The organism is Stenotrophomonas sp. AB1(2024) (genome assembly GCF_037482345.1).
Taxonomy (GTDB): domain Bacteria; phylum Pseudomonadota; class Gammaproteobacteria; order Xanthomonadales; family Xanthomonadaceae; genus Stenotrophomonas.
On record NZ_JBBHKO020000001.1, the window covers coordinates 1857166 to 1879763 of the forward strand.

Sequence of the window (22598 nt, forward strand, 5' to 3'; positions counted from 1 at the left end):
GCGGGACTGGGCATTATGCGGTCATGGGGCGTGTCATGTCTCACGGACCGGCCACCACCACCAGATGGCGCTCGCCGGTCATGCCCGGAACATGCAGCGGCAGGACCTGTTCAACCTGCCAGCCGGCCGGCAGCTGGGCAATCTCATCATGCGGGTACACCCCCTTCATGGCCAGCAGGCGACCGCCCGGGCGCAGCAGGTGACCGCCCACCTCGATGATGCCGGCCAGCGTATCCATGGCGCGGGCGGTCAGGTGGTCGTAGGCGCCCGGCTCGGCCAGCGCCTCGGCACGCGATTCAGCCACGCGGGCATTGCCCAGGCCCAGCTGGCGCACCGCTTCGCGCATGAAGCGGGCCTTCTTGCCGTTGCTCTCCACCAGGGTCACCTGCAGCTGCGGGCGGGCGATGGCCAGCGGAATGCCCGGCAGGCCGGGGCCGGTGCCGAGGTCGGCCAGGGTGCCCTGCTCCAGGTACGGCTGCATGGCCAGCGAGTCGAGCAGGTGGCGGGTAACCATTTCCAGCGGGTCGCGGATGGCGGTCAGGTTGTAGGTCCGGTTCCAGCGGTCGAGCAGGGTCAGGTAGGCCAGCAGGGGCGGCGCCAGGGCGGCATCCAGGCCCATGGCGGCCAGGCCCTTGTCGAGCGCTTCGGCCACGTTGGCCGGGAGTTTGTGTTCGGTCATGGGCCCATTATCGCAGGGTGGCGCCGGCGCGACTGCGCCGATTCGGTGCGGTTACAGCGCGTGCCAGGCCAGCGCGGCACGGAAATCGTCCGCCGCCTGCCATTCGTGCAGGTGCCAGCGCTGGGCCGGGCCCAGTTCCGGGTCGCACCAGGCCAGGTGCAGGGCGCCGTCGGGGCCGGGCGCCAGCTGCAGCCGGTGCAGGCCGAACGAGATGCCCTGCCCCTGCGCCTTGAGGATGGCTTCCTTGGCGCACCAGACCCGGAAGAACCAATGGTTGCGGGCGTCTTCGTCCAGGCCAAGCAGCCAGGCCACTTCGGCCGGGTGGAAGAAGCGTTCGATGATTTCGCCCATGCGGGGGCGGGGGCGCAGCGGTTCCAGGTCTACCCCCAGCCGCACGCCGTCGCCCAGCCCCACCAGCAGCAGGCCGTGGCTGTGGCTCCAGCCGGTGCCGATGTGGGCCAGCGGGCCATGCAGCTCGGGGCGGCCGCGCAGGTCGCGCTGCAGCGGCAGCGTCTCCGGGCGCCCCCCCAGCTGTTCGGCCAGCAGCTCCCTCGCCTGGGGCTCGCCACGGGTACCGGGCACATGCGGCAGGCGCCAGACGGTGACCGGGCCGAACCGCCAGGGGCCGTCGAGGGTGGCGGGCAGGCTCATGCGAACACCCCGCCAATGCGACTGCACGACAACTTCACGGCGGCTGCCGTCAACTGGGCCCGCCTCATCCGCACACTGGGAGTCAACAACATGGGCATCATCATCTGGTTGATCGTCGGTGGCATCGTGGGCTGGCTTGCCAGCATCATCATGCGTCGCGACGCGCAGCAGGGCATCATCCTCAACATCGTGGTCGGCATCGTGGGTGCGTTGATCGCCGGGTTCGTATTCGGCGGCGGCATCAATGAAGCGATCACGATCCGAACGTTCCTGTTCTCGCTGATTGGTGCAGTGATCCTGCTGGCCATCGTGAATCTCTTCACTCGTAAGAGCATTCGATAACCTGACAGGGTAGGTACCCACCGTTGGTGGGTACTCCTTTCCGACAAGGCCCGGCAACCGCCGGGCTTTGTTGGTTTTACCCCAGCTGCACCCACGCCGGGGCATGGTCGCTGGGCCGGTCCCACGTGCGCGGCTCGCGGTCGATGCCCGAGGCCAGCGCGCGCGCCTTGAGCGCATCGGACACCAGGGTCAGGTCGATGCGCAGCCCCAGATTGCGGCGGAAACCGGCCGCGCGGTAATCCCACCAGCTGAAGATGCCCTCTTCCTCGCTGTGCAGGCGGAAGGCATCGTGCAGGCCCAACTGCAGCAGCTTGTTGAGCGCACCGCGTTCGGCGGTGGAGGTCAGGATGTGGTTCTCGTTCCAGACCAGCGGGTCGTGCACGTCGCGCGCGTCCGGGGCGATGTTGAAGTCGCCCATCACCACCAGCTCGGGGTACTTCTGCAGTTCCGAAGCCACCCAGGCATGCACCGCTTCAAGCCAGCGCAGCTTGTAAGCGTACTTGTCGGTGTCCACGTCCTGGCCGTTGACCACGTACAGGTTGATGATGCGCACCCCGTTGACGGTGCCGGCAATCACCCGCTTCTGTTCGTCCTCGAACCCGGGAATGCCGATCTGCACGTCCTGGGCCGGCTCGCGCGAGAGCAGCGCCACGCCGTTGTAGGTCTTCTGCCCGGCGAACACGCTGCGGTAACCCAGCCCGGCCAGCACCGCGTCGGGGAACCTGTGGTCCTCCATCTTGGTTTCCTGGATGCCGACCACGTCCGGCGCGAACGCGGTGAGCCACTGTTCCAGGTGCGGCAGGCGCACGTTGAGCGAATTGACGTTCCAGGAGGCGATTTTCATGGGGGCATTGTAGCGTCGCCGCGTCCTTGGGTAGCGCCGGCCGTTGGCCGGCCCACGCAGAGCCTGCTGGGTCAACGAGGGCCGGCCAACGGCCGGCGCTACCGAAGAATTGCCTTCAAGAGGCCGGCGATTCTTGAATAGGGCGGCTTGAGCAGGTCGCTCGCCGCCCAGCGCGACTGCCACAGGATCGGCAGCTGCCTGCTCATCGCGTCGAAACCGGCGCGGCCATGGTAGGCGCCCATGCCGCTGGGGCCGACGCCGCCGAACGGCAGGCCGTTGATGGCGAAATGCAGCAGGGTGTCGTTGACGGTGACGCCACCGGCCACGATCTGGCCGAGCACCCGCTCCACTACCGGCCGCTGTTCGCTGAAAACGTACAGCGCCAGCGGGCGGTCGCGACCCTGCACCGCCTCGAGTGCGGCATCGAGGTCGGGATAGGCGCAGACCGGCAGGATCGGGCCGAAGATCTCTTCCTGCATCAGGTCCAGGTCGGCAGGTGGGTCGAGCACGATGGTGGGCACGATCAGCCGCTCGCGGCGCGCGCGTTCGGGATCGACGCTGGCCAGCTCGATCACCGGCACGCCGCGCTCGCGCGCCTGGGCCAGGTAGCCAAGCAGGCGCTGGTACTGCCCCTCGTTGATGATGCGGGTGTAGTCGTCGGCGTTGCTGAAGTCGCCATAGCGGGCCCGCACCTGGGTCTGCAGGCGCTGCACCAGTTCGCGCTGGCGGCGGCCGTCGATCAGCACGTAGTCCGGTGCGATGCAGGTCTGGCCAGCGTTGAACCACTTGCCGGTGGCCAGGCGCGCGGCGGCCTTGTCCAACGGGTAGTCGCTGCACACGATGGCCGGCGACTTGCCGCCCAGTTCAAGGGTGAGCGGGGTCAGGTGCCGTGCGGCGGCGGCCATGACCTTGCGCCCCACTGCCGTGGAGCCGGTGAAGACCAGATGGTCCAGCGGCGAGCCGGCCAGCGCGGCCGCCAACGCGGCATCGCCCTGCACCACCGCCACGCGGTCGGCCGGGAACACCTCAGCCAGCAGATCGTGCAGGAAGGCGCTGGTGCGCGGGGTGTGTTCGGACGGCTTGAGGATGACGTGGTTGCCGGCGGCAATCGCGGTAGCCAGCGGAATCAGCGCCAGGTTCACCGGGTAGTTCCAGGGCGAGATCACCCCGACCACGCCCAGTGGCACCGGCCGGGTCTGCGCCCGCGCCGGCCAGAACCGCCAACCCACCCCGACCCGGCGCGGGCGCATCCAGCCGCGCAGGTGTCGCAGCAGGTGGTCGATCTCATTGAGCACGGTCATGCCGTCGGCGATGAGCGACTCATGGGTGGAGCGGTGGCCGAAATCGGCGGCGATGGCCTCGGCCATCGGCGGCAGGCGCGCCTTGAGCGCGGCGCGCAGGCGGTGCAGGTCGTCGCGCCGCTGTTCCGATGACGGGCGGTTGGCCTGCCAGGCGCTGCGCAGGCTAACCAGGATGGCCGGAAGGCCGGTGGGATCGGTGTAGGCGTCGCTCATGCCGCGACTATAGCGGCAGGTCGGGTGATGCCGGGAGCACGGCGGGTCCTCGTTCTCAGGTCATGCCACCATCGCCCGTGGTGGGGTTATCCGCAGTCGATTGGGATGCGACCCTACCGGCCTGGTGTCCCCGGAGGTTGGAATGAGCGAGCGCGGCGTGGATTCTCTTGGAATGTTCATCGGCAAGACCGTGACGCTCTCGCGCCTGGAAGGCCAGGTCACGATCAGCACGGATGACGACTGGTCGCTGCACATCTACAACAGGGTCGCGTTCTCCGGACATCATTCCGGGGATGCGCTTCTGCGGTCCATTCGTCTTGAAGTGACCGGCAGCGCTCTCAACGAGGGTGGACTGACGCTGACATTTGGCGACGGCTCGTCCCTGCACGTGGACCTTGGCGACGGCGGATACGCTGGACCAGAGGCGATGCAGCTCAATGCACCTGACGGCGGCATCATCGTCTGGAACTGAAACTCAAATGAAAAGGGCCGTGGCAATGCCACGGCCCTTCTGGTTTACGCCATCACCGGGTTACTTGGTGATGTCCACACCCTTGGTTTCGTGCAGGAACAGGCCGCCGACCACGACCGTCATCAGCGCGATGATGATCGGGTACCACAGGCCGTAGTAGAGGTTGCCGGTGCCGGCCACCAGCGCGAAGGAGATCGCCGGCAGGAAGCCACCGAACCAGCCGTTGCCGATGTGGTACGGCAGCGACATCGAGGTGTAGCGGATGCGGGTCGGGAACAGCTCGACCAGGTAGGCCGCGATCGGGCCGTAGACCATGGTCACGTACAGCACCAGGATCCACAGCATGAACACGGTGCCGGCGATGTTGATGCGGGCGTTGTCAGCCTTGGCCGGGTAACCCGCAGTCGTCAGTGCCGTCTTCAGCTCTGCACCGAAAGCGTCGCCCTTGGTCTTGAGCTCATCCTTGGTCAGCCCGGCGGCCTCGAACGAGGTCACCTGGGTGCTGCCCACGCTTACCAGGGCCAGCGAACCGGCGGCGGCAGGCTGCACGTCGTACGGCACACCGGCCTTGGTCAGCGCGGCGGTGGCCACGTCGCAGGAGCTGGTGAACTTGCGCAGGCCGACCGGATCGAACTGGAACGAGCAGGTGGCCGGATCGGCAATCACCAGTGCCGGCGAGCTGCTGCGGGCTTCTTCGATGGCCGGGTTGGCGAAGTGGGTCAGGCCCTTGAACACAGGAATGTAGGTCACCGCGGCCAACAGGCAGCCAGCCAGGATGATCTTCTTGCGGCCGATGCGATCGGACAGCCAGCCGAAGAAGATGAAGAACGGCGTACCCAAGGCCAGCGCGCCGGCGATCAGCAGGTAGGACGTAGTCGCGTCGACCTTGAGCATGCTGCTCAGGAAGAACAGCGCGTAGAACTGGCCGCCGTACCACACCACCGCCTGGCCGGCCGCGGCGCCGAGCAGCACCAGCAGCATCAGCTTGAGGTTGCCGCCCTTGAGGCTGTCACGGAACGGAGTCTTGGAACCCTTGCCTTCGGCCTTCATCTGCTGGAACAGCGGCGACTCGCTCAGCTGCAGGCGGATCCACACCGAGACGCCCAGCAGGACGATGGAGACCAGGAATGGAATGCGCCAGCCCCAGGCTTCGAACGCTTCGTTGCCGAGGAAGTAGCGGCAGGCCAGGATGATCAGCAGCGACAGGAACAGGCCTAGCGTCGCGGTGCACTGGATGAAGCTGGTGTACAGGCCACGTTTGTCGGCCGGTGCATGTTCGGCTACATACGTCGCCGCGCCACCATATTCACCGCCCATCGCCAGGCCCTGGGCCAGGCGCAGGATGATCAGGATCACCGGCGCGGCAAAGCCGATGGACGCGTAGTTGGGCAGCACGCCGACCAGGAAGGTCGAGATGCCCATGATGAGGATCGTGACCAGGAACGTGTACTTGCGGCCGATGCGGTCGCCAAGGCTGCCGAAGAAGGCCGCGCCGAACGGGCGCACGAAGAAGCCGGCGGCAAAGGCCAGCAGGGCGAAGATCATGCCCGTGGTTTCGTTGACCCCGCTGAAGAACTGCTTGGCGATGATCGCCGCCAGCGAGCCGTACAGGAAGAAGTCATACCACTCGAAAACGGTGCCGAGGCTGGATGCGAAGATGACCTTCTTGTGGCCCTTGGTAAGTTCTGATTTTGCAGGTACAGGTGTGGTGGACATAAGACGCTTCCCCTCGGTAGCGCCGACCGTTGGTCGGCACTCGTCATGTGTCGCCGACTGCGTGCCGGCGTTCGTGTTGTCATCCGGTAGCGCCGACCGTTGGTCGGCACTCCTTTAGAAACTGTATTTAGTGGTGAACTGCACGCGGTTGATGTCCCCCTTGCGACCGTCTTCGATCTCGCGTACGCCGTACATGTACTCCGCGCCGATATCGACCTTGGGCATCGGCGTGTAGAAGATGTTGCCGCGGATGCTCTGCACGCTCTTGGTGACCAACGGGCCAAGTACGCTGTCGTTGTCGTAGTCGCTGCGCGCGTAGATCAGGTTGGTGCGCAGCTTCGGGGTGAAGGCGTGGCGCCAGCCGACATAGCCGGCCAGCACGCCGGTCGGGTTGAGTTCGTCGCGGGCCACGTCGTACGCCGTATCGGCGGTGACGCCCAGGCCCACGTAACGCGCGATGCCTTCGCCGCCGCTGATCTGGTAGTGCAGCTGGTCGCTGCCGCCCATCACCCACTTGCCGCCCAGGGTCAGGCCGCCGCCGATCTTGTCGGCGTCGGCACCAGTAGCCTGGTTGTCGATCTTGAGCTGGCGCACGATACCGCCCACGCCGAAGGTGCCCCAGTCGCCCTTCCAGCCGTAACGCAGGGTCAGGTCCGGCAACGAGCCGCGGTCGCTGTTGCTGGCCACGTTGGTCCACGCGCCGGTGACCGGATCGCGGGTGCCGGTGAGCACGGTGGTTTCCGGGTTTTCCAGCGCGACGCTGAAGCCGCCCTTGGTGTAGCGGATCTGCGCCTGGCGGACGAACAGCACGCCGTCGGTGGGACCGACGAAGTCGGCCGCTTCCGGCAGCGAGGCCGCGTCCATGAAGTTCGACCAGGTCTGGCCGGCCATCCAGTTGTTCCAATACATGTACGCGTGGCGCAGGGTCACGCCATAGGTATTGGTAGCGGTCTGGTTGCCCAGCGAGTTGCCGAAGAAGTCCATCTCGAAGAACGCGCCGGACTTGTTGCCGGCCTCGCTGACGTTGTCGATGCCCAGGTTGAAGCGCGAGAACTTGGCGTGGGCATTGAAGTCCACGTCCGAACGCTCGCCGCTGCCACCGGCACCGGCCACCGGGGTCTGGCCCGGCAGGTACAGCGCGCGGCCGGTGGCATCGTCGGCCAGCTGGCCGTCCCCGGTCTCGGTGAGCAGGAAGTCGGCCTTGATGAAGCCGCCGATCTTGACCGTGGTGCCCGGCGCGGCGCCCGGGGTGATGGTGGTGACCTGGATCGGCTGCTTGCCGGCGGGCACGGTGGCGCCGGCAGGCTGTTGCGCCTGCACGGTCTTCACTGCGGTCACGTCGGTCTGGGCCTGGCTGATCTGGGTCTGTTGCTGCTGGGTGGTGGACAGCAGCATTTGCACCTGGCGTTCCAGTTCGGCAACGCGGGCTTCCAGCTGCTTTTCCTTGGCGGTTTCGGCAAACGCCATGCCAGGCGCCACCAACGCGACCAACAGGCAGGTCGCCAACGGCTTGCGCATGGTCTTCAACATACGGTTACTCATGTTGCCCTCTCTCCCGGGTGGCAAGGTGATCGCCGCGTGTGGGGTCACGGTCGAGCCGAGCGTGCGGCGGGTTGACGCACCTGGGCTATTGGCAATTGGTCGTATCCGCCCCGCCGGGGCGGATACCTGGACGCCAAAGGCGGACAGCAGATGCCGCAGGCAGCTGAGTAGGTACCGACCGTTGGTCGGTACGCGCCGGTCCGACAGGGTGCAGCCACGCAGGGCGTGGCTCTACGCTTTACTACGAAGGTCTAAGCAGTTGCATACCGCGCGAGGCGGTGGATGCGGCAAACTGAGGGGGAACAATCCCGGGTTATGCTGCGATTGCACAACCCAGTCCTAGTGCAAGTGAGGGTGCCATGGCCGATCTTTACCCCGTCAAGGCGGACGTTGCCGCCAAGGCGCGCATTGACAAGAACACTTACCAGCAGCTCTACCGCGAATCGGTGGACAACCCCGACGCGTTCTGGGGCAAGGCCGCCGAGCGGCTGGACTGGTACAAAAAGCCGTCCACGATCCGCAACGTCAGCTACCAGCTCGACGATTTCCGCATCAAGTGGTTCGAAGATGGCGAACTCAACGCCAGCGTGAACTGCTTGGACCGCCAGCTTGAAAAGCGCGGCGACAAGGTCGCCCTGCTGTTCGAACCGGACAGCCCGGATGCGCCGGCGCAGGGCGTGACCTACCGCGAGCTGTATGAGCGCACCTGCCGCCTTGGCAACGCGCTGCGCAACCTGGGCGTCAAGAAGGGCGACCGGGTCACCATCTACCTGCCGATGATCGTCGACGCCGCCGTGGCCATGCTGGCCTGCGCGCGCATCGGTGCGATCCACTCGGTGGTGTTCGGCGGCTTCGCGCCGAACTCGATTGCCGACCGCGTGATCGACTGCGGCAGCAAGCTGATCATCACCGCCGACGAAGGCCTGCGCGGCGGTCGCAGGATTCCGCTGAAGGCCAACGTGGATGCCGCGCTGAAGCTGCCCGGCACCACCACGGTGGAAACGGTGCTGGTGGTGCGCCATACCGGCGGCGCGGTGGACATGCAGGCCCCGCGCGACCGCTGGTTCCACGATGTGGTGGACCCGCAGCCAGCGCAGTGCGAACCGGAGCGGATGAACGCTGAAGACCCGTTGTTCATCCTCTACACCTCCGGTTCCACCGGCAAGCCCAAGGGCGTGCTGCACACCACCGGCGGTTACCTGCTGTACGCGGCCTACACCCATGAGGCGGTATTCGATCTGCGCGAAGAGGACATCTACTGGTGCACCGCCGATGTGGGCTGGGTCACCGGGCACAGCTACATCGTGTACGGCCCGCTGGCCAACGGCGCCACCTCGCTGATGTTCGAAGGCGTGCCGAACTACCCCGATACCTCGCGCTTCTGGCAGGTGATCGACAAGCACCAGGTCAGCATCTTCTACACCGCGCCCACCGCGATCCGCGCGTTGATGCGCGAAGGCGATGCGCCGGTCAAGCGCACCTCGCGCGCCTCACTGCGCCTGCTCGGCAGCGTCGGCGAGCCGATCAATCCCGAAGCCTGGCGCTGGTACTACGACGTGGTGGGCGATGGCCGCTGCCCGATCGTGGATACCTGGTGGCAGACCGAAACCGGCGGCATCCTGATTTCACCGCTGCCCGGCGCGATCGACCTCAAGCCGGGTTCGGCCACCCTGCCCTTCTTCGGCGTGCAGCCGGCGCTGGTCAATGCCGATGGCGAGATCAAGGACGGCGCCACCGAAGGCAACCTGATCATCCGCGATTCGTGGCCGGGCCAGATGCGCACCGTCTACGGCGACCACCAGCGCTTCATCGACACCTACTTCCGCACCTACCCGGGCAGCTACTTCACCGGCGACGGCTGCCGTCGCGACGAGGATGGCTATTACTGGATCACCGGCCGCGTCGACGACGTGATCAACGTGTCGGGCCACCGCATCGGTACGGCGGAAGTGGAAAGCGCGCTGGTTTCCCACCCGAAGGTGGCCGAAGCGGCCGTGGTCGGCTTCCCGCACGACATCAAGGGCCAGGGCATCTATGCCTATGTGACCCTGGTGGCCGACGAGACGCCGAGCGAAGAATTGCAGAAAGAGCTGGTGGCGTGGGTGCGCAAGGAGATCGGTCCGATCGCCTCGCCGGACCACCTGCAGTGGGCGCCGGGGCTGCCGAAGACGCGCTCGGGCAAGATCATGCGCCGCATCCTGCGCAAGATCGCCGAGAACGCACCGGACCAGCTCGGCGACACCTCGACCCTGGCCGATCCTTCGGTAGTGGCATCGCTGGTGGAAGAGCGTAAGGTCAAGTAATTGATCCCCCCTGTCCCCATGCCCACCCTGCTGATTGCCGATGACCACCCGCTATTCCGCGAAGCCCTGCGCGGCGCGGTGCAGCGGGTGATGCCGGGCGTGCTGCTGTACGAGGCCGACAGCGTGGAAGCGCTGTACCAGCTGGCTGACCAGCATGCCGACGCCGACCTGGTCCTGATGGACCTCAACATGCCCGGTGCGCAGGGTTTCAACGCGCTGGTGCATATGCGTGCACTGCACCCGCAGCTACCGGTCGTGGTGGTGTCCGCGCGCGAAGAGCCCACCGTGATGCGGCGCGCGCTGGATCATGGCGCGTTCGGATTCATTCCCAAGTCGGCCGACTCGGACACCATCGGCCACGCACTGGGCACGATCCTCGATGGCGAAACCTGGGCCCCGCCGGAAGCGCACAACGTGCCGCCGACCGGGCGTGAGGAGCGCGAGGTGGGCCAGCGCCTGCGTGAGCTCACCCCGCAGCAGTTCCGGGTGCTGCAGATGCTGGGGGCGGGGCGGCTCAACAAGCAGATCGCGTATGACCTCAATGTATCCGAGGCGACCATCAAGGCGCATGTGACGGCGATCCTGCGCAAGCTGGGGGTCACCAACCGGACGCAGGCGGTGTTGATGGCCGGGAAGCTGACGCTGGATGATGAGCCGTTGGTGTTGCCGCCTGAGGAAGACTGAGGGTTTGATCTGCATCGCCGCGCTGTGGCGATCGGTGCGAATCCATGAGGGCCGGCCAACGGCCGGCGCTACCCGCTGCGGCTGTAGCGCCGCAGGCGTTATAGCCGCAGCTATACATCCCAGCATTCCCTGCGCAATTCGCGGATTTGGGCGGTAAACCGCGTTCGCGGTGCTAAGCTTCGCGTCCCCTTGGGGAGTAGCCTGTTTCCTGCTGAAGGGAAACGCCCGTATCAACATACTCGGCCAGTGCGCCGTGGTGCGGGCAGCCATTGATGGTTGGCGAGACCAGCGGTCCGCGTGCGCAACGACAGGTTGGGCGCGAGCGTGGACCGTTGTCCGTCATCGCCCAACCTGCACTGTCTTCTGATGTCCCCCATTTCGATGCTGTTGATCGGCTTTGCCATGTCCACCGACGCCTTCGCGGCGGCGATCGGCAAGGGTGCGGCCATGCGCAAACCGCGTTTTGCCGATGCGCTGCGTGCCGGTTTGATCTTTGGCGTGATCGAAGCGATCACCCCGGTGATCGGCTGGCTGCTCGGCCGTGCCGCCTCCTCCTACGTGGAAGCCTTCGACCACTGGATCGCCTTCGTGCTGCTGGGCGCGCTGGGCGTGCACATGATCATCAACGGGGTGAAGCCGGACAAGGACGACGCCGACGAAGACCCCGACAAGCACCACGGTTTCTGGCACCTGGCGGTGACCGGGTTTGCCACCAGCATCGATGCGATGGCGGTGGGCGTGGGCCTGGCCTTCCTGGACGTGCACATCGGCGTGATGGCGGCGGTGATCGGCCTGTGCACGCTGGTGATGGTCACCACCGGCATCATGCTGGGGCGGGTACTGGGCGACATGATCGGCAAGCGTGCCGAGATCGCCGGCGGCGTGATCCTGATCCTGGTTGGCAGTGCCATCCTGTATGAGCACCTCAGCGGCGCCGCCGGCTGAGCAGCGCCGGGCGGCCTGGCCTCAGCTGCGTGGATCGTGGTAGTCGACGATGTCGACCAGTTCATGCCCGGCTGGGCCTTTGCGGTGCAGAAGCCGCCACACGTTGCGGCCGGGACTCTGCCGGCCCGCAAAGTGGATGTCGATGGCAAGGTAGTTCCTGCCGTGGTAACGCACCGGATGGCCGCACGGACGGTTCGCTGCCAGATCCTGTTCGATCCGTCTCAGTTCCCGGCAGGTACGACTGTCCGCGGGCAGTCCGGCCAGCTTTGCGCGCAGCAGCGGCCCGCGGATGACCCGTTCGCGGTCAGCGTCTGCTGGCGCGGCGATGTCCGCCACGGAAGCGGCGCTGCCGTGGCTCACGTGCCGGCGCCGCGGCAGTCGGCGATGGGTTACATCCACCAGTGGACTGGTCGCCAGCGTTTCCACTGTTTCCCGGGCTCGGTCATGCAACGAATGCACGCGCATCTCGCCCTGGCATTCGTCGGTGGTGAACGCATGCGCATCACGCAGCGCGGTATTGGCAAGGTCCACGCGCAGGTACGGGCAGTGCAGCTGGCGCAGCACGGTGCCGGCGCGCGTGCCTGCCTGGTTCAGCGCGGCCGCAATGGCCGTGCCCTGCCCTTCGCGCGCGGCCACCAGGTAACACGCGGTGGCGTTGCGCTTGGCGAGCAGCATGACCGCACGATCGCGGCAATGGGTCAGGTAGAAATGACGGATGACGCCTGCAATGAGCGGATTCGGTGGCACCCTGCGGGCCCGGCAATACGCATTGAACTCACGTGTCACCCGGCTGAAATCCCGTTCCAGCTGCGCGGCCAGTGGCTTCAAGGCGTCCAGGTCATCGACGCTGGCACCCGCTTCATGCAGCAGCTCGCGTACGGCCGGGTAGTCGACCAGCGCGCGCTCATGCGGCTGCAGCCGCGCCATGGCCCTGCCCGGGTCCAGGTAGCGCTGCACATGGGTCCAGCCGATGCCAATGCAGCCCCCGATCAAGGCGCCCGGAACGACGTTGGCACAGCCGCGCAAGGCGAGTGAGAACGCACCGCCCACGGCAGCACCCACGCTGCCCCCCAGCGGGATCGCCCAGGCCGAATGCAGCGGGGTGGCGAGAATGGAACGCAACGAGGGAACGGGCACGGAAACTCCGCAGCGCAGGAATCGGCTCTGCAGCATAGACAGCGCGACAGTGCGGCAGGACCACGCCTGTCGGCTTCAACCCTTCAGGGTAGAGTGTGCGGCCAGATAGGCACGCAACGACGCGGGCTTGATCGGCTTGGTCAGCAGGCGGTAGCCACGCTCGCGCGCCATGCGTTTGAGCTCGTCACGGCCATCGGCGGTGAGCAACGCCCCCGGAATGTCGCGCCCGGCGCGCTCGCGCAGCGCCACCAGCGTATCCAGCCCATCCAGGCGGTCGTGCAGGTGGTAATCCACCAGCATCACATCCGGCTGCGCCTGCACTTCTTCCAGCGCCTGGTCCACGGTGCTGGCGGTGATCACCTGCACCTGCCAGCGGCCCAGCAACGCGCGCATGCCGTCGAGGATCTCCTGGTCGTTGTCCACGCACAGCACGCGCATGCCGGCCAGCGAATCGGTGCGTGTGCTCTGTTCGGGGGCGGCGGCCTGCGCATCGCTGGGCGGCAGCTCGGGCACCTGTGCACGCGGCAGCAGGATCGAGAACATGCTGCCACTGCCTACCCGGCTGCGCGCGTTGAGGCGGTGGTCGAGCAGGCGCGAGATGCGCTGGCAGATCGACAGGCCCAGGCCCAGGCCCTGCTCGCCCCAGTCGAACGGCTGCTGGTAACGGTGGAACTCGTTGAAGATCTGCTGCATGTGGTGTTCGGGAATGCCCGGCCCGGTATCCCACACCTGCAGCTCGATCTCCTCGCCACGATGGCGCACCGCCAGCACGATGCGGCCCTGCCGGGTGTAACGCAACGCGTTGGCCAGGAAGTTCTGCAGTACCCGGCGCAGCAGGCGGCGGTCGCTGCGCACCCAGGCCTGGCGCGCGAACAGGTCCAGGCGCAGGCCACGCCCGGCCGCCACCGGCGAGTACTGCGCGGCCAGTTCGCGCATCAGCAGGCTCACGTCGAAATCACCGATCACCGGGTGCAGGCCGCCGGCATCCAGCCGCGATACGTCCAGCAACCCATCCAGCAGTTCTTCGGCGGCGCGCAGCGAGGCATCCACGCGTTCGGCCAGGTGCCGCTGTTCGTCGCTGTTGTGGTGGCTGTCGCGCAATGCCGAGGCGAACAGGCGCGCGGCGTTGAGCGGTTGCAGCACGTCGTGGCTGATTGCGGCCAGGAAGCGGGTCTTGGACTGCTGCGCCAGTTCGGCTTCGTGCGTACGCTCGGCGACGCGCTGTTCCAGGGTTTCGTTGGCTTCCAGCAGCGCGGTCTCGGCGTGCTTGTAATCGGTGATGTCGTTGTAACTGGTGACATAGCCACCGCCGGGCAGTGCCTGGCCGCGCATCTCGATCACCCGGCCATCGCTGCGGGTGCGCTCGAAGATGTGCGGCGAACCGGCGCGCATGTAGCCGATGCGGCGGTTGATCTGCACATCTGTTTCGCCCTCGCCCAGCTCGCCACGCTCGGCGTTGTAGCGGATCAGGTCGGCCACCGGGCGGCCCACGTACAGCATGCCGTCGGGGTAGCCGAACATCTGCTGGTAGCGGCGGTTCCAGGCGGTCAAGCGCATTTCCGGATCGACCACGCTGACCCCGGCACTGATGTTTTCCAGCGTGGTGGACAGGATCTCGCGGTTGAAGCGCAGTTCCTGGCCGGCCTCGTCGAGCACGGCCACCACTTCGCCCAGGTCCATGCCCGAGCCGCGCAGCAGGCTGGTCAGCAGCAGACGCGCGGAGGCGGCACCGATCGAGGCGGCCAGCAGGCGTTCGGTGAACTGCACCCAGGCGCGGTCGGCGGCGGCCGATGCCTGCAGTTCGTGCCCCATCGACTGGGCCTGTTCGAAGAACGAACGGCGCGCATGCCGGTCACCCACCACGCGCGAAGCCAGCGCCAGCAGGTCGCCTACGTGCACATGGCCCGGCCATGTACCGGCCACGGAGGGGCGCTCTGCATACGGGTCCAGGAAGGGAGCGGCGCGCAGGCGCTCATCCACGCCCGGGCGCCAGCGCACCGACACCAGCAGCATGGCCGCGGCATTGACCAGCAGCGACCAGAAGGTGCCATGCGTGAGCGGATCCCAGCCGGTCATGCCGAACAGGCGCTGTGGCTGCAGCCAGGCGATCCCGAACGGGCCTTCGGTCAGCCAGCGGGCGTCCATCCAACCGGCGTGGGTCAGCGCCGGCAGCAGCAACGTGTAGATCCAGGTACCGAAGCCAAGCAGGATGCCGGCCTCCACGCCCCGGCGGCTGGCGCCACGCCAGTACAGGCCGCCGATCAGGCCCGGTGCGAACTGCGCCACGGCGGCGAAGGCCATCAGCCCGTAGGAGGCCAACGTGCTGTCGTTGCTGCTGCCGCGGTAGTAACTGTAGGCGGCCAGCGCCAGCAGCAGGATCGCCAACCGGCGGATCCACAGCACCCGCGAGGCAACGTCGGCGGCCTCCTGGTGATCGCCACTGCGGCGCAGCAGCACCGGCATCACCAGGTCGTTGCTGACCATGGTGGCCAGCGCGATGGAGGACACGATCACCATGCCGGTCGCCGCCGAGAAGCCGCCCACGTAGGCCACCAGCGCCAGGAACTTGCGCCCCTCGGCCAGCGGCAATGCCAGCACCATGCTGTCGTCGGCGATGCTGCCGCCGGTGCCGAACAGAGTCACGCCGGCGGTGGCGATCGGAATCACCATCGCCGAGATGATGATCAGGTAGCCACCGAACATCCAGCGCGCGCGGCGCACATCGCGCACGTCACCGCACTCGACCACCGCCACGTGGAACTGGCGCGGCAGGCACACGATGGCCAGGAAACTGAGCAGGGTCTGTGAGATGAAGCCGACCGGCGGCAACCCGGTGAACAGCGTGTGCGCGCTGCGCACCACGGTTTCGCCACGGTCGGCCAGCCACAGGTAGGCGAACAGGCCCAACGCCACCATGGCGATCAGCTTGATCATCGATTCCAGCGCGATGGCCAGCATCATGCCATGGTGGTGCTCGGTGGCATCCACCTGGCGCGTGCCGAACAGGGTGGCAAACAGCGCCATCAACAGCGCCACGTAAAGCGCCGGGTCGCTGAAGTAACCGGTGGGGCCGACGTTGCCGGTCAGCACCTGCAGGCTCATCGCCACCGCTTTGTACTGCAGGGCCAGGTACGGCACGATGCCGATCAGCGCGATCACCGCCACCAGCGCGGCCAGGCGCCGCGAGCGGCCGAAGCGCGAGGAGATGAAGTCGGCGATGGACACCACGTTCTGGCTACGCGCGATCAGCGCCAGGCGCTCGATGATGCGCCAGCCGAACAGCAGCAGCAGCAGCGGGCCCAGGTAGATGGGCAGGTAGCCGATGCCGTTGCGCACCGCCGTACCCACCGCGCCGTAGAACGTCCACGACGAGCAGTACACCGCCAGCGCCAGGCTGTAGACCACCGGGCGCAGCCACGGGCGGTCGGGGTACATCGGCCGGCGGTCGCCCCACCAGGCCACGCCGAACAGCAGGGCGGCGTAGGCCACCGACACAAGCAGCAGGATCCAGCTGGAGACCACGGGCATGTTTCCGCGAACGCAACCGGCAGTGTAGCGGTTGGATGAACCCGGTGCGGCAGCCCTCGGCTCGAACCGGGCGGGCACAACCGACAGTGGGACGTCGTGGTTGCCGCTTGCCGCACTGGCCAGGGCCGGGCAGCGTGGAGGAACCTACCCGCTGCCGAGTCCGCCATGCCCGTTGCCACCGCCGTCCCGGATGCACTGACCCCGATGCTGCGCCATCGCCTGGAAACCTCGCTGCCGCCGCAGCAGCGTTCCCTTATCTGCAACGCCCTGAACAACCTGCTGCACTCGGTCAGGAACGTCCCGGCCGTCACCCAGACCCCGCCGCCATCGGATCGGACCACCGACTGGCCGATGGCCCAGCACTACCTGCGCCTGGTGGCGCCGGTGCCGGGGTCACAGGCGGGGCCGTTCAGCGCCGACGAACAGCGCACCGTACACCTGCTGCACTACCTGCACGAAGTGGAAACCGCAACACCGCTGGAGGTCAGCGCAGACCCCGCCGTGCAGCGGCCGGAGAGCCAGGCCCATGCCCACCTGCGGCAGGAGCTGCGCCGCGAATTCGGGTTGCTGCCCTGCGCGTTGCCACTGACCTGGCGGGAACTGGCCATCTGCGACATCGCCGCCAAACTGTTGGCGAGCGCCCTCCGGCTGGGGTTCCAGCCCACCGAGGTGCGGGTGGTGGGCGCGCAGGAACTGCCGCCCGAGGCCGGCCGTCACCAGGGCGGACTGAGGTTGAACCTGGCGGCGTGGCACGCCGCGGTGCCGCCACCTGCACTGGATGCCTCTCCCGATCCCAACGTCTGGGACCCGGACAACCCGCTGGGCAACGGGCTGGATCTGCTGCGCGCACGCCTGCAGATGGACTGGACCGGTCTGACGCCGCTGCCGCGGCAATGAGCGGCGGCCGGTTTACTCGGCCGGCACGCCCATTTCCTGCAGCAGGACCGGTGCCGGGTAGACCTTGGCCAGCAACCAGCGCAGGTAGCGCATGTCCACGTGTACGGCGCGCTTGAAGCGTGGGTCGAACCACCAGCTGGCGCTGACCGATTCCCAGTTGCTGTCGAAGTTCAGCCCGATCAGCTCGCCGCGGGCATTGAGCACCGGCGAGCCGGAGTTGCCGCCGGTGGTGTCCAGGTTGGTCAGGAAGTTGACCGTCTGGGTCTTCAGCACCGGGTCGGCAGTGCTGCCGAAGTCGCCCTTGGCGATCGCCGCCAGCAGCGGCTTGGGTGCATCGAACGGGAACGCGTTGGTGTTCTTCTCGACGATGCCGGCCACGGTGGTCACCGGATCGAAGTGCACCGCATCGCGCGGGGACAGCGCTTCCACCTTGCCGTAGCTGACGCGCAGGGTACGGTTGGCATCCGGGTACACCGCACGCCCCTGCTTGGCACGCCAGGCGAACAGTGCCTGCATGTAAGCGGGGCGGAGGCGCAACTGCTCTCCCTCGCGCTCCTTGCGCTGGTTTTCCAGGCGCAGCTGCGCGGCCACCAGCGGGCCGGCCAGGTCGATCAGCGGATCGTGCGCCAGCGGCTGGCCGTCCTTGGCGGCAGCGAAGCGGCTCAGGCGTTCGGCTTCGTCGCCCAGCCGGGTGCCGGTGTAGAGCGCGTCCAATGCCTTGGCCAGCGCGGCCGGGGTACGGCCGAATGCAGCATCGAATTCGGGTACGCGCTGCGCGTCCGGCAGCTGCTGGTAGCGGGTCAGCAGGTTGGTCAGCAACGCCTTCTCCACATCCGGCGCGTAACGGCGCTGGACCTGCCTGAGGGTGCCTTCGATCAACGCCTGGTCGCGCTGCTGGTAGCCGCTTTCGCGCTCGGCATCGGGCTTGGCCGATTCAATGCGCAGCCGCTCCAGCAGCAGCGCCGAACGCAGCAGCTGGCTCTGGCTGGCCGCCTGCTCCAGCACGAAATCGCGTTCACCCATCGCCGCGCCCTGCGACAACGAACCGAACAGCGCCTGGATGTCGGGCTGCCAGGTGGCATCGGTGGCCTTCAGCATCGCGGCCTCGTCGGTGGCGCGCTGGGTCTTCGCATCGCTGCGCAGCAGTCCTTCCAGCTCACCGGCGGCGCGCTTGCGGTTGTTCTTCAGCGACTGCAGCTGCGCGGCATAGCGGGTGCGCGCCTGCGCGTCCTTCGCGGTAGCTGCCTCGATGGTGTCGATCATCTGCTGGAACACCGCCACCCGGCGCGGCAGCACCGCATCGATCTGGCCGGCGAATTCCGCCGCCGTGCGGTGGCGGTAGGTGATGCCCGGGTAGCCGGCCAGCATGGCGAAATCACCGGTCCTGGGCCCGTCGACGGCCATCTTCAGGTGCGCCGGCGGGTGGTAGGGCACGTTGTCCGGGCTGTAGGCCGCCGGCTTGCCGTCCTTGCCCACGTAGGCACGCAGCAGGGTGAAATCGCCGGTGTGGCGCGGCCACATGAAGTTGTCGATCTCATCGCCGTAGTTGCCGATCGCGCGCGGCGGCGCGTAGACCAGCCGCACATCGCTCAGTTCCAGTTGGCGGATGCGGTAGAAATCAGTGCCGTAGTACATGTCGGCCACGCTGCAGCGCACGTTGCCTTCCTGCTCGCACTCGGCCACCAGCCGCTTGCTGGCGCGGTCCACGGCGTCGAAATAGGCGCGCCCGGTCTTGCCGCGCGCATCGCGCAGCACTTCATCGGTGACCTTGTCGAAGCCGGTGGTGACCAGCACGCGGAAATCCGGGTTGGACGGGCGCTCGTCGGTGCGGCCCTGGGCGATGAAGCCGCCGTCGATCAGGTTGTGCTCGGGGGTGCTGTTGTACTGGATCACGCCCATGGCGACATGGTGGTTGGTCAGCAGCAGGCCATCGTCGGAGACGAACGAGCCGGTGCCCCCACCCGCCCGGACCACGGCGCTGAGCGGCGCGGCCGTCACGTTGGCCAGGTCGGCCGGGTTGCCCTTGAAGCCTGCGGCCTTCAGCGGCTTGGCCAGGTCCGGCAGCTGGGTCGGCATCCACATGCCTTCGTCGGCGTGGGCGGCTGCGGCCAAGGTGAGGCCAAGGACCAGGGCGGCGCTGAGGGGCTTGCGTGCGGGCATGGGTGCATCCAGTACGGCGGAACGAGCGGGCACCTTAGCCACTGGGCGCCCGTGGGGCAACGCCCGATGGTCAGGGGTGACGTGGGCTGGCTAGAATCGGTGCTTCTCAGGGGGAGATGGCAGGGATGATCGTAGGGATTGATCTGGGAACGACGCATTCATTGATCGGCGTGCATGACGGCCAGGGCGGCCGCCTGTTTGCCAATGCCTACGGCGATCTGCTCACGCCCTCGGTGGTCAGCCTGGATGGCGACACGGTTCTGGTGGGACGGGCGGCGCGGGAACGGCTGGTGACCCACCCTCACCTTACGGCGGCGACGTTCAAGCGGCTGATGGGCACCGACCATGAAGTGACGCTGGGCGAACGCCGGTTCCGTCCCGAAGAGCTGTCCGCGCTGGTACTGCGCTCACTTCTTGCCGACGCCGAAGCTGCGCTTGGCGTTCGCATCGAAGAGGCGGTGATCAGCGTACCGGCCTACTTCAGCGATGCGCAGCGAAAGGCCACCCGCACCGCCGGGGAACTGGCCGGCATCCGGGTGGAACGCCTGATCAATGAACCCACCGCCGCCGCACTGGCCTATGGCCTGCGTGACCGCGAGGGCGAAGGCAGGATCCTGGTGCTGGACCTGGGCGGTGGCACCTTCGATGTGTCGATCCTGGAACTGTTCGACGGGGTCGTGGAGGTGCATGCCTCGGCGGGCGATACCTTCCTGGGTGGCGAAGACTTCCTGGAGGTTCTCCTGCAGGCGTTCGCCACCGATACCAGCACCAACCTGAAACAGTTGCCGGCCGGTGAGCTGGCACGCCTGCGCCAGCAGATGGAGGCGTTCAAGCAGGGCCTGTCGAGCAACGGCGACAGCGCGCTGCAGATCCCGCTGCTGGGGACGACGGTGCAATGGACCTGCACGGCGGAGCGGTTCGAGACACTTGCCGCACCACTGCTGCAGCGCATGCGCCTACCCATCGAACGCGCGCTGCGCGATGCACGGCTGGGCCCGGGCGACATCGATGACGTGGTGCTGGTCGGCGGCGCGGTGCGCATGCCGATGGTTGGGCGCCTGGCCACGCGACTGCTGGGTCGCCTGCCGCTGCGCCATATCCATCCCGACCAGGCGATCGCCTTGGGGACCACGCTTGCAGCGGGCCTGAAACAACGTGCCATCGACCTGGAAGAAGTCGTGTTGACGGATGTGTGCCCATATACGCTGGGCATCGACATTTCCCGCGTGGACGAACGCGGCCGCTATCACCCCGGCTACTTCCTGCCGGTGATTCCGCGCAACAGCGTGGTGCCGGTCAGCCGCGAGCAGTCGATCAGTCCGGTGTCGGACAAACAGAAGATCCTGTCGGTGGGCATCTACCAGGGCGAACACCCGGTGGTCGAACGCAACATCGCGCTGGGCCGGCTGGAGATTCCGGTCGATCCCGCGCGCGGCGGTGACGGCAGCTTCCGCGTCCGCTTCACCTACGATGTCGATGGCCTGCTGCAGGTGGAGATCACCGACACCAGCAACGGGCGCCGGCATGACCTGGTCCTGCAGCGCAATGAGGGCGCACTGGATGCCGCACAGATCCAAACGCGCCTGGCCGTCCTGCAGGCATTGAAGGCGCACCCACGCGAACACCTGCCGAACGTCGCTCTCATGGCCCGGGCCGAACGCGTGTATGCGGAGTACATCGACAGCCGCGACCATGTGCAGGCGTGGCTCGCACATTTCCGCTCCACCCTGGAGAGCCAGGACGCGGTACGCATTTCCGAGCAGCGCGAGGCCTTCACTGCCGCGCTGGACGCCCTGGAAGCAGAGGCATGAGTGCCGGCGAAGAACTGCTGGAACTGGCCGAACAGGGTGACGCGCGCGCGGTGAAGCGCGCCTATGCGCGCCTGTTGCGTTCCAATCGCCCCGATGACGATCCTGAAGCCTTCCAGGATCTGCATGCGTGTTACCAGCATGCCCTCGCCCGTTGCCGCAGCGGGTCGGATGAGCAACCTCACGCACTTGAGACCACTCACGCGGAGACGCCGAACCCGGACGTTCCACGGCGGGTCCTGTCCGAAACCGTGCCAACGGTGCTGGATCCGGATAGCGCAGCACGCGAGATCATCCTTCATGCCGGCACGGCCAGTGCATCGTCATTGTGCATGCTGCTGCAGGAACGGGCATTGGGCTGGTCGCTGCAGTTTCGCGCCGAGGTAGGCTGGGCGCTGCTGGGCCACCTGCACCACGAGCATCCGTCCTTGTCGGAGGCGAACTTCAACACCCTGATGCAGGCATTCGACTGGGACGACATTGCCCTTGACCTGGATCCGTTGTGGCTCGCGGCAGTAGCGCGGCGATGCCGGCAGGCGTGGCGGCTGTTGCCTGCGTCGCGCGGTGCGCTTCGCATCGACTACGAACGTTGCAGCGAGCGCTACCTGTCCGCACAGGAAACCGATGAGGCCGTGGCGCGGCTGAGCGAGCCACGCCCGCGCTGGCGCAATCGTCTCGACGCCAGCATTCCCACGCGCAGCCGCGACATGCCGTATATGCTGGCCGCGCTGGAGTACTGGCCGGTGGAAGAGCTACCGCCGGGGCTGGATCCTGTGCAGGTCGGCTTCTGGGCAAGGTTTGGCGATCCATCGCACCGCGTCCACCTGATCTACGGCGCATGGCGGTGCGCCATCACCGGGCTGTTCCTGGGAATGGTGACTGCGTGGGGGGTCTATTCCAGTCCCGCCGTGAGCGCATCCAGAGGCGGGTTGATCATCGCGGCGGCGACCCTGCTGGTGCCTGGCGGATGGCTGTTGTGGCGCGGCTACAGCGCCTTGCTGCGCTGGCAGTGCGCCCACGAAGGCGACGCACGTGGACCGGCATGGCTGCGCTGGGCCTTTCTACCCACAGCGGCCATCGTGATGGGGGCCGCGATGTGGGCCCAGCGCGCGGTGGGAATGGACGGTCTGCTGCTGATGGCACTCGACCGTGCATTGGCGTTCGGATTGGCGCTCATCGCATTGACGCGCGCCAGGACGCGCGGTCCGGACCCGCACGCTGAGCCCAACGGTCTGCCGCTGGTGCTCAGCGTGATCTGGCCACTGGCCGGCATCGGCGTCTCGCTGCTGTTCTGGGCAATGGATCTGCGCAGGAACATCGGCGCGGCGCGAAGGTAGGGGCGGCTCCCAAACGACTGCCGATCATGTGTGCGATTC

17 protein-coding genes are annotated in these 22598 nt (G+C 67.1%); 8 read left to right on the top strand and 9 right to left on the bottom strand.

What is annotated here, in order from left to right; translation table 11 throughout:
- Positions 1-40: 40 nt before the first annotated feature.
- Both rsmG and WIX41_RS08690 read right to left on the bottom strand, forming a co-directional pair.
- Positions 41-679 (bottom strand): 16S rRNA (guanine(527)-N(7))-methyltransferase RsmG, encoded by a 639-nt coding sequence (gene rsmG / locus WIX41_RS08685; RefSeq protein ID WP_339446681.1) that lies wholly within the window; start codon positions 677-679, stop codon positions 41-43.
- Positions 680-730: 51 nt separating this feature from the next.
- Entirely contained in the window at positions 731-1330 is a 600-nt protein-coding gene (locus WIX41_RS08690) for a 4'-phosphopantetheinyl transferase family protein (RefSeq protein ID WP_339446682.1), read from the bottom strand.
- A gap of 90 nt (positions 1331-1420) precedes the next feature.
- Between WIX41_RS08690 and WIX41_RS08695 the strand changes: the two genes are divergently transcribed.
- Entirely contained in the window at positions 1421-1672 is a 252-nt protein-coding gene (locus WIX41_RS08695) for a GlsB/YeaQ/YmgE family stress response membrane protein (protein WP_409187473.1), read from the top strand.
- A 76-nt stretch (positions 1673-1748) separates the two neighbouring features.
- Here WIX41_RS08695 and xth read toward each other — a convergent pair whose 3' ends face one another.
- Entirely contained in the window at positions 1749-2516 is a 768-nt protein-coding gene (gene xth / locus WIX41_RS08700; RefSeq protein ID WP_339446684.1) for an exodeoxyribonuclease III, read from the bottom strand.
- 98 nt (positions 2517-2614) lie between these two features.
- Entirely contained in the window at positions 2615-4030 is a 1416-nt protein-coding gene (locus WIX41_RS08705; protein WP_339446685.1) for a coniferyl aldehyde dehydrogenase, read from the bottom strand.
- 142 nt (positions 4031-4172) lie between these two features.
- Between WIX41_RS08705 and WIX41_RS08710 the strand changes: the two genes are divergently transcribed.
- Positions 4173-4502, top strand: coding sequence for a hypothetical protein (locus tag WIX41_RS08710; protein WP_339446686.1), 330 nt, complete (start codon positions 4173-4175; stop codon positions 4500-4502).
- 60 nt (positions 4503-4562) lie between these two features.
- On the opposite strand, the gene WIX41_RS08715 is transcribed toward WIX41_RS08710, so the two are convergent.
- On the bottom strand, positions 4563-6218 hold the full coding sequence (locus WIX41_RS08715; RefSeq protein WP_339446687.1) for an MFS transporter: 1656 nt from the start codon (positions 6216-6218) through the stop codon (positions 4563-4565).
- Between the two features lie 114 nt (positions 6219-6332).
- A complete protein-coding gene (locus WIX41_RS08720) occupies positions 6333-7760 on the bottom strand; it encodes a DcaP family trimeric outer membrane transporter (protein WP_339446688.1) in 1428 nt (475 codons plus the stop codon).
- Between the two features lie 359 nt (positions 7761-8119).
- Here WIX41_RS08720 and acs point away from each other — a divergent pair, with 359 nt between their 5' ends.
- The 3 genes from acs to mntP all read left to right on the top strand — a co-directional run bounded on the left by acs (position 8120) and on the right by mntP (position 11692).
- Positions 8120-10063: an acetate--CoA ligase gene (acs, locus tag WIX41_RS08725; protein ID WP_339446689.1), complete on the top strand. Its 1944-nt coding sequence runs from the start codon at positions 8120-8122 to the stop codon at positions 10061-10063.
- Positions 10064-10081: 18 nt separating this feature from the next.
- Positions 10082-10747: a response regulator transcription factor gene (locus WIX41_RS08730; RefSeq protein WP_339446690.1), complete on the top strand. Its 666-nt coding sequence runs from the start codon at positions 10082-10084 to the stop codon at positions 10745-10747.
- 366 nt (positions 10748-11113) lie between these two features.
- The gene (gene mntP / locus WIX41_RS08735; RefSeq protein ID WP_339446691.1) at positions 11114-11692 is read left to right on the top strand and encodes a manganese efflux pump MntP; all 579 of its coding nucleotides are present in this window, start codon (positions 11114-11116) and stop codon (positions 11690-11692) included.
- A gap of 21 nt (positions 11693-11713) precedes the next feature.
- On the opposite strand, the gene WIX41_RS08740 is transcribed toward mntP, so the two are convergent.
- Positions 11714-12829 (bottom strand): hypothetical protein, encoded by a 1116-nt coding sequence (locus WIX41_RS08740; protein WP_339446692.1) that lies wholly within the window; start codon positions 12827-12829, stop codon positions 11714-11716.
- A gap of 75 nt (positions 12830-12904) precedes the next feature.
- Entirely contained in the window at positions 12905-16351 is a 3447-nt protein-coding gene (locus WIX41_RS08745) for a hybrid sensor histidine kinase/response regulator (RefSeq protein WP_409187474.1), read from the bottom strand.
- A gap of 171 nt (positions 16352-16522) precedes the next feature.
- On the opposite strand from WIX41_RS08745, the gene WIX41_RS08750 reads away from it, so the two are divergent.
- Complete coding sequence (locus WIX41_RS08750) at positions 16523-17254, top strand: hypothetical protein (RefSeq protein WP_339446694.1); 732 nt, start codon at positions 16523-16525, stop codon at positions 17252-17254.
- A gap of 12 nt (positions 17255-17266) precedes the next feature.
- Here the strand turns inward: WIX41_RS08750 and WIX41_RS08755 are convergent, their stop codons facing one another.
- Positions 17267-19414 (bottom strand): S46 family peptidase, encoded by a 2148-nt coding sequence (locus WIX41_RS08755; RefSeq protein WP_339446695.1) that lies wholly within the window; start codon positions 19412-19414, stop codon positions 17267-17269.
- 125 nt (positions 19415-19539) lie between these two features.
- Here WIX41_RS08755 and WIX41_RS08760 point away from each other — a divergent pair, with 125 nt between their 5' ends.
- Positions 19540-21225, top strand: coding sequence for a molecular chaperone HscC (locus tag WIX41_RS08760; protein ID WP_339446696.1), 1686 nt, complete (start codon positions 19540-19542; stop codon positions 21223-21225).
- Positions 21222-22559, top strand: coding sequence for a hypothetical protein (locus WIX41_RS08765; RefSeq protein ID WP_339446697.1), 1338 nt, complete (start codon positions 21222-21224; stop codon positions 22557-22559). The genes WIX41_RS08760 and WIX41_RS08765 overlap by 4 nt, the downstream gene beginning before the upstream one ends.
- The last annotated feature ends 39 nt before the right edge of the window (positions 22560-22598 follow it).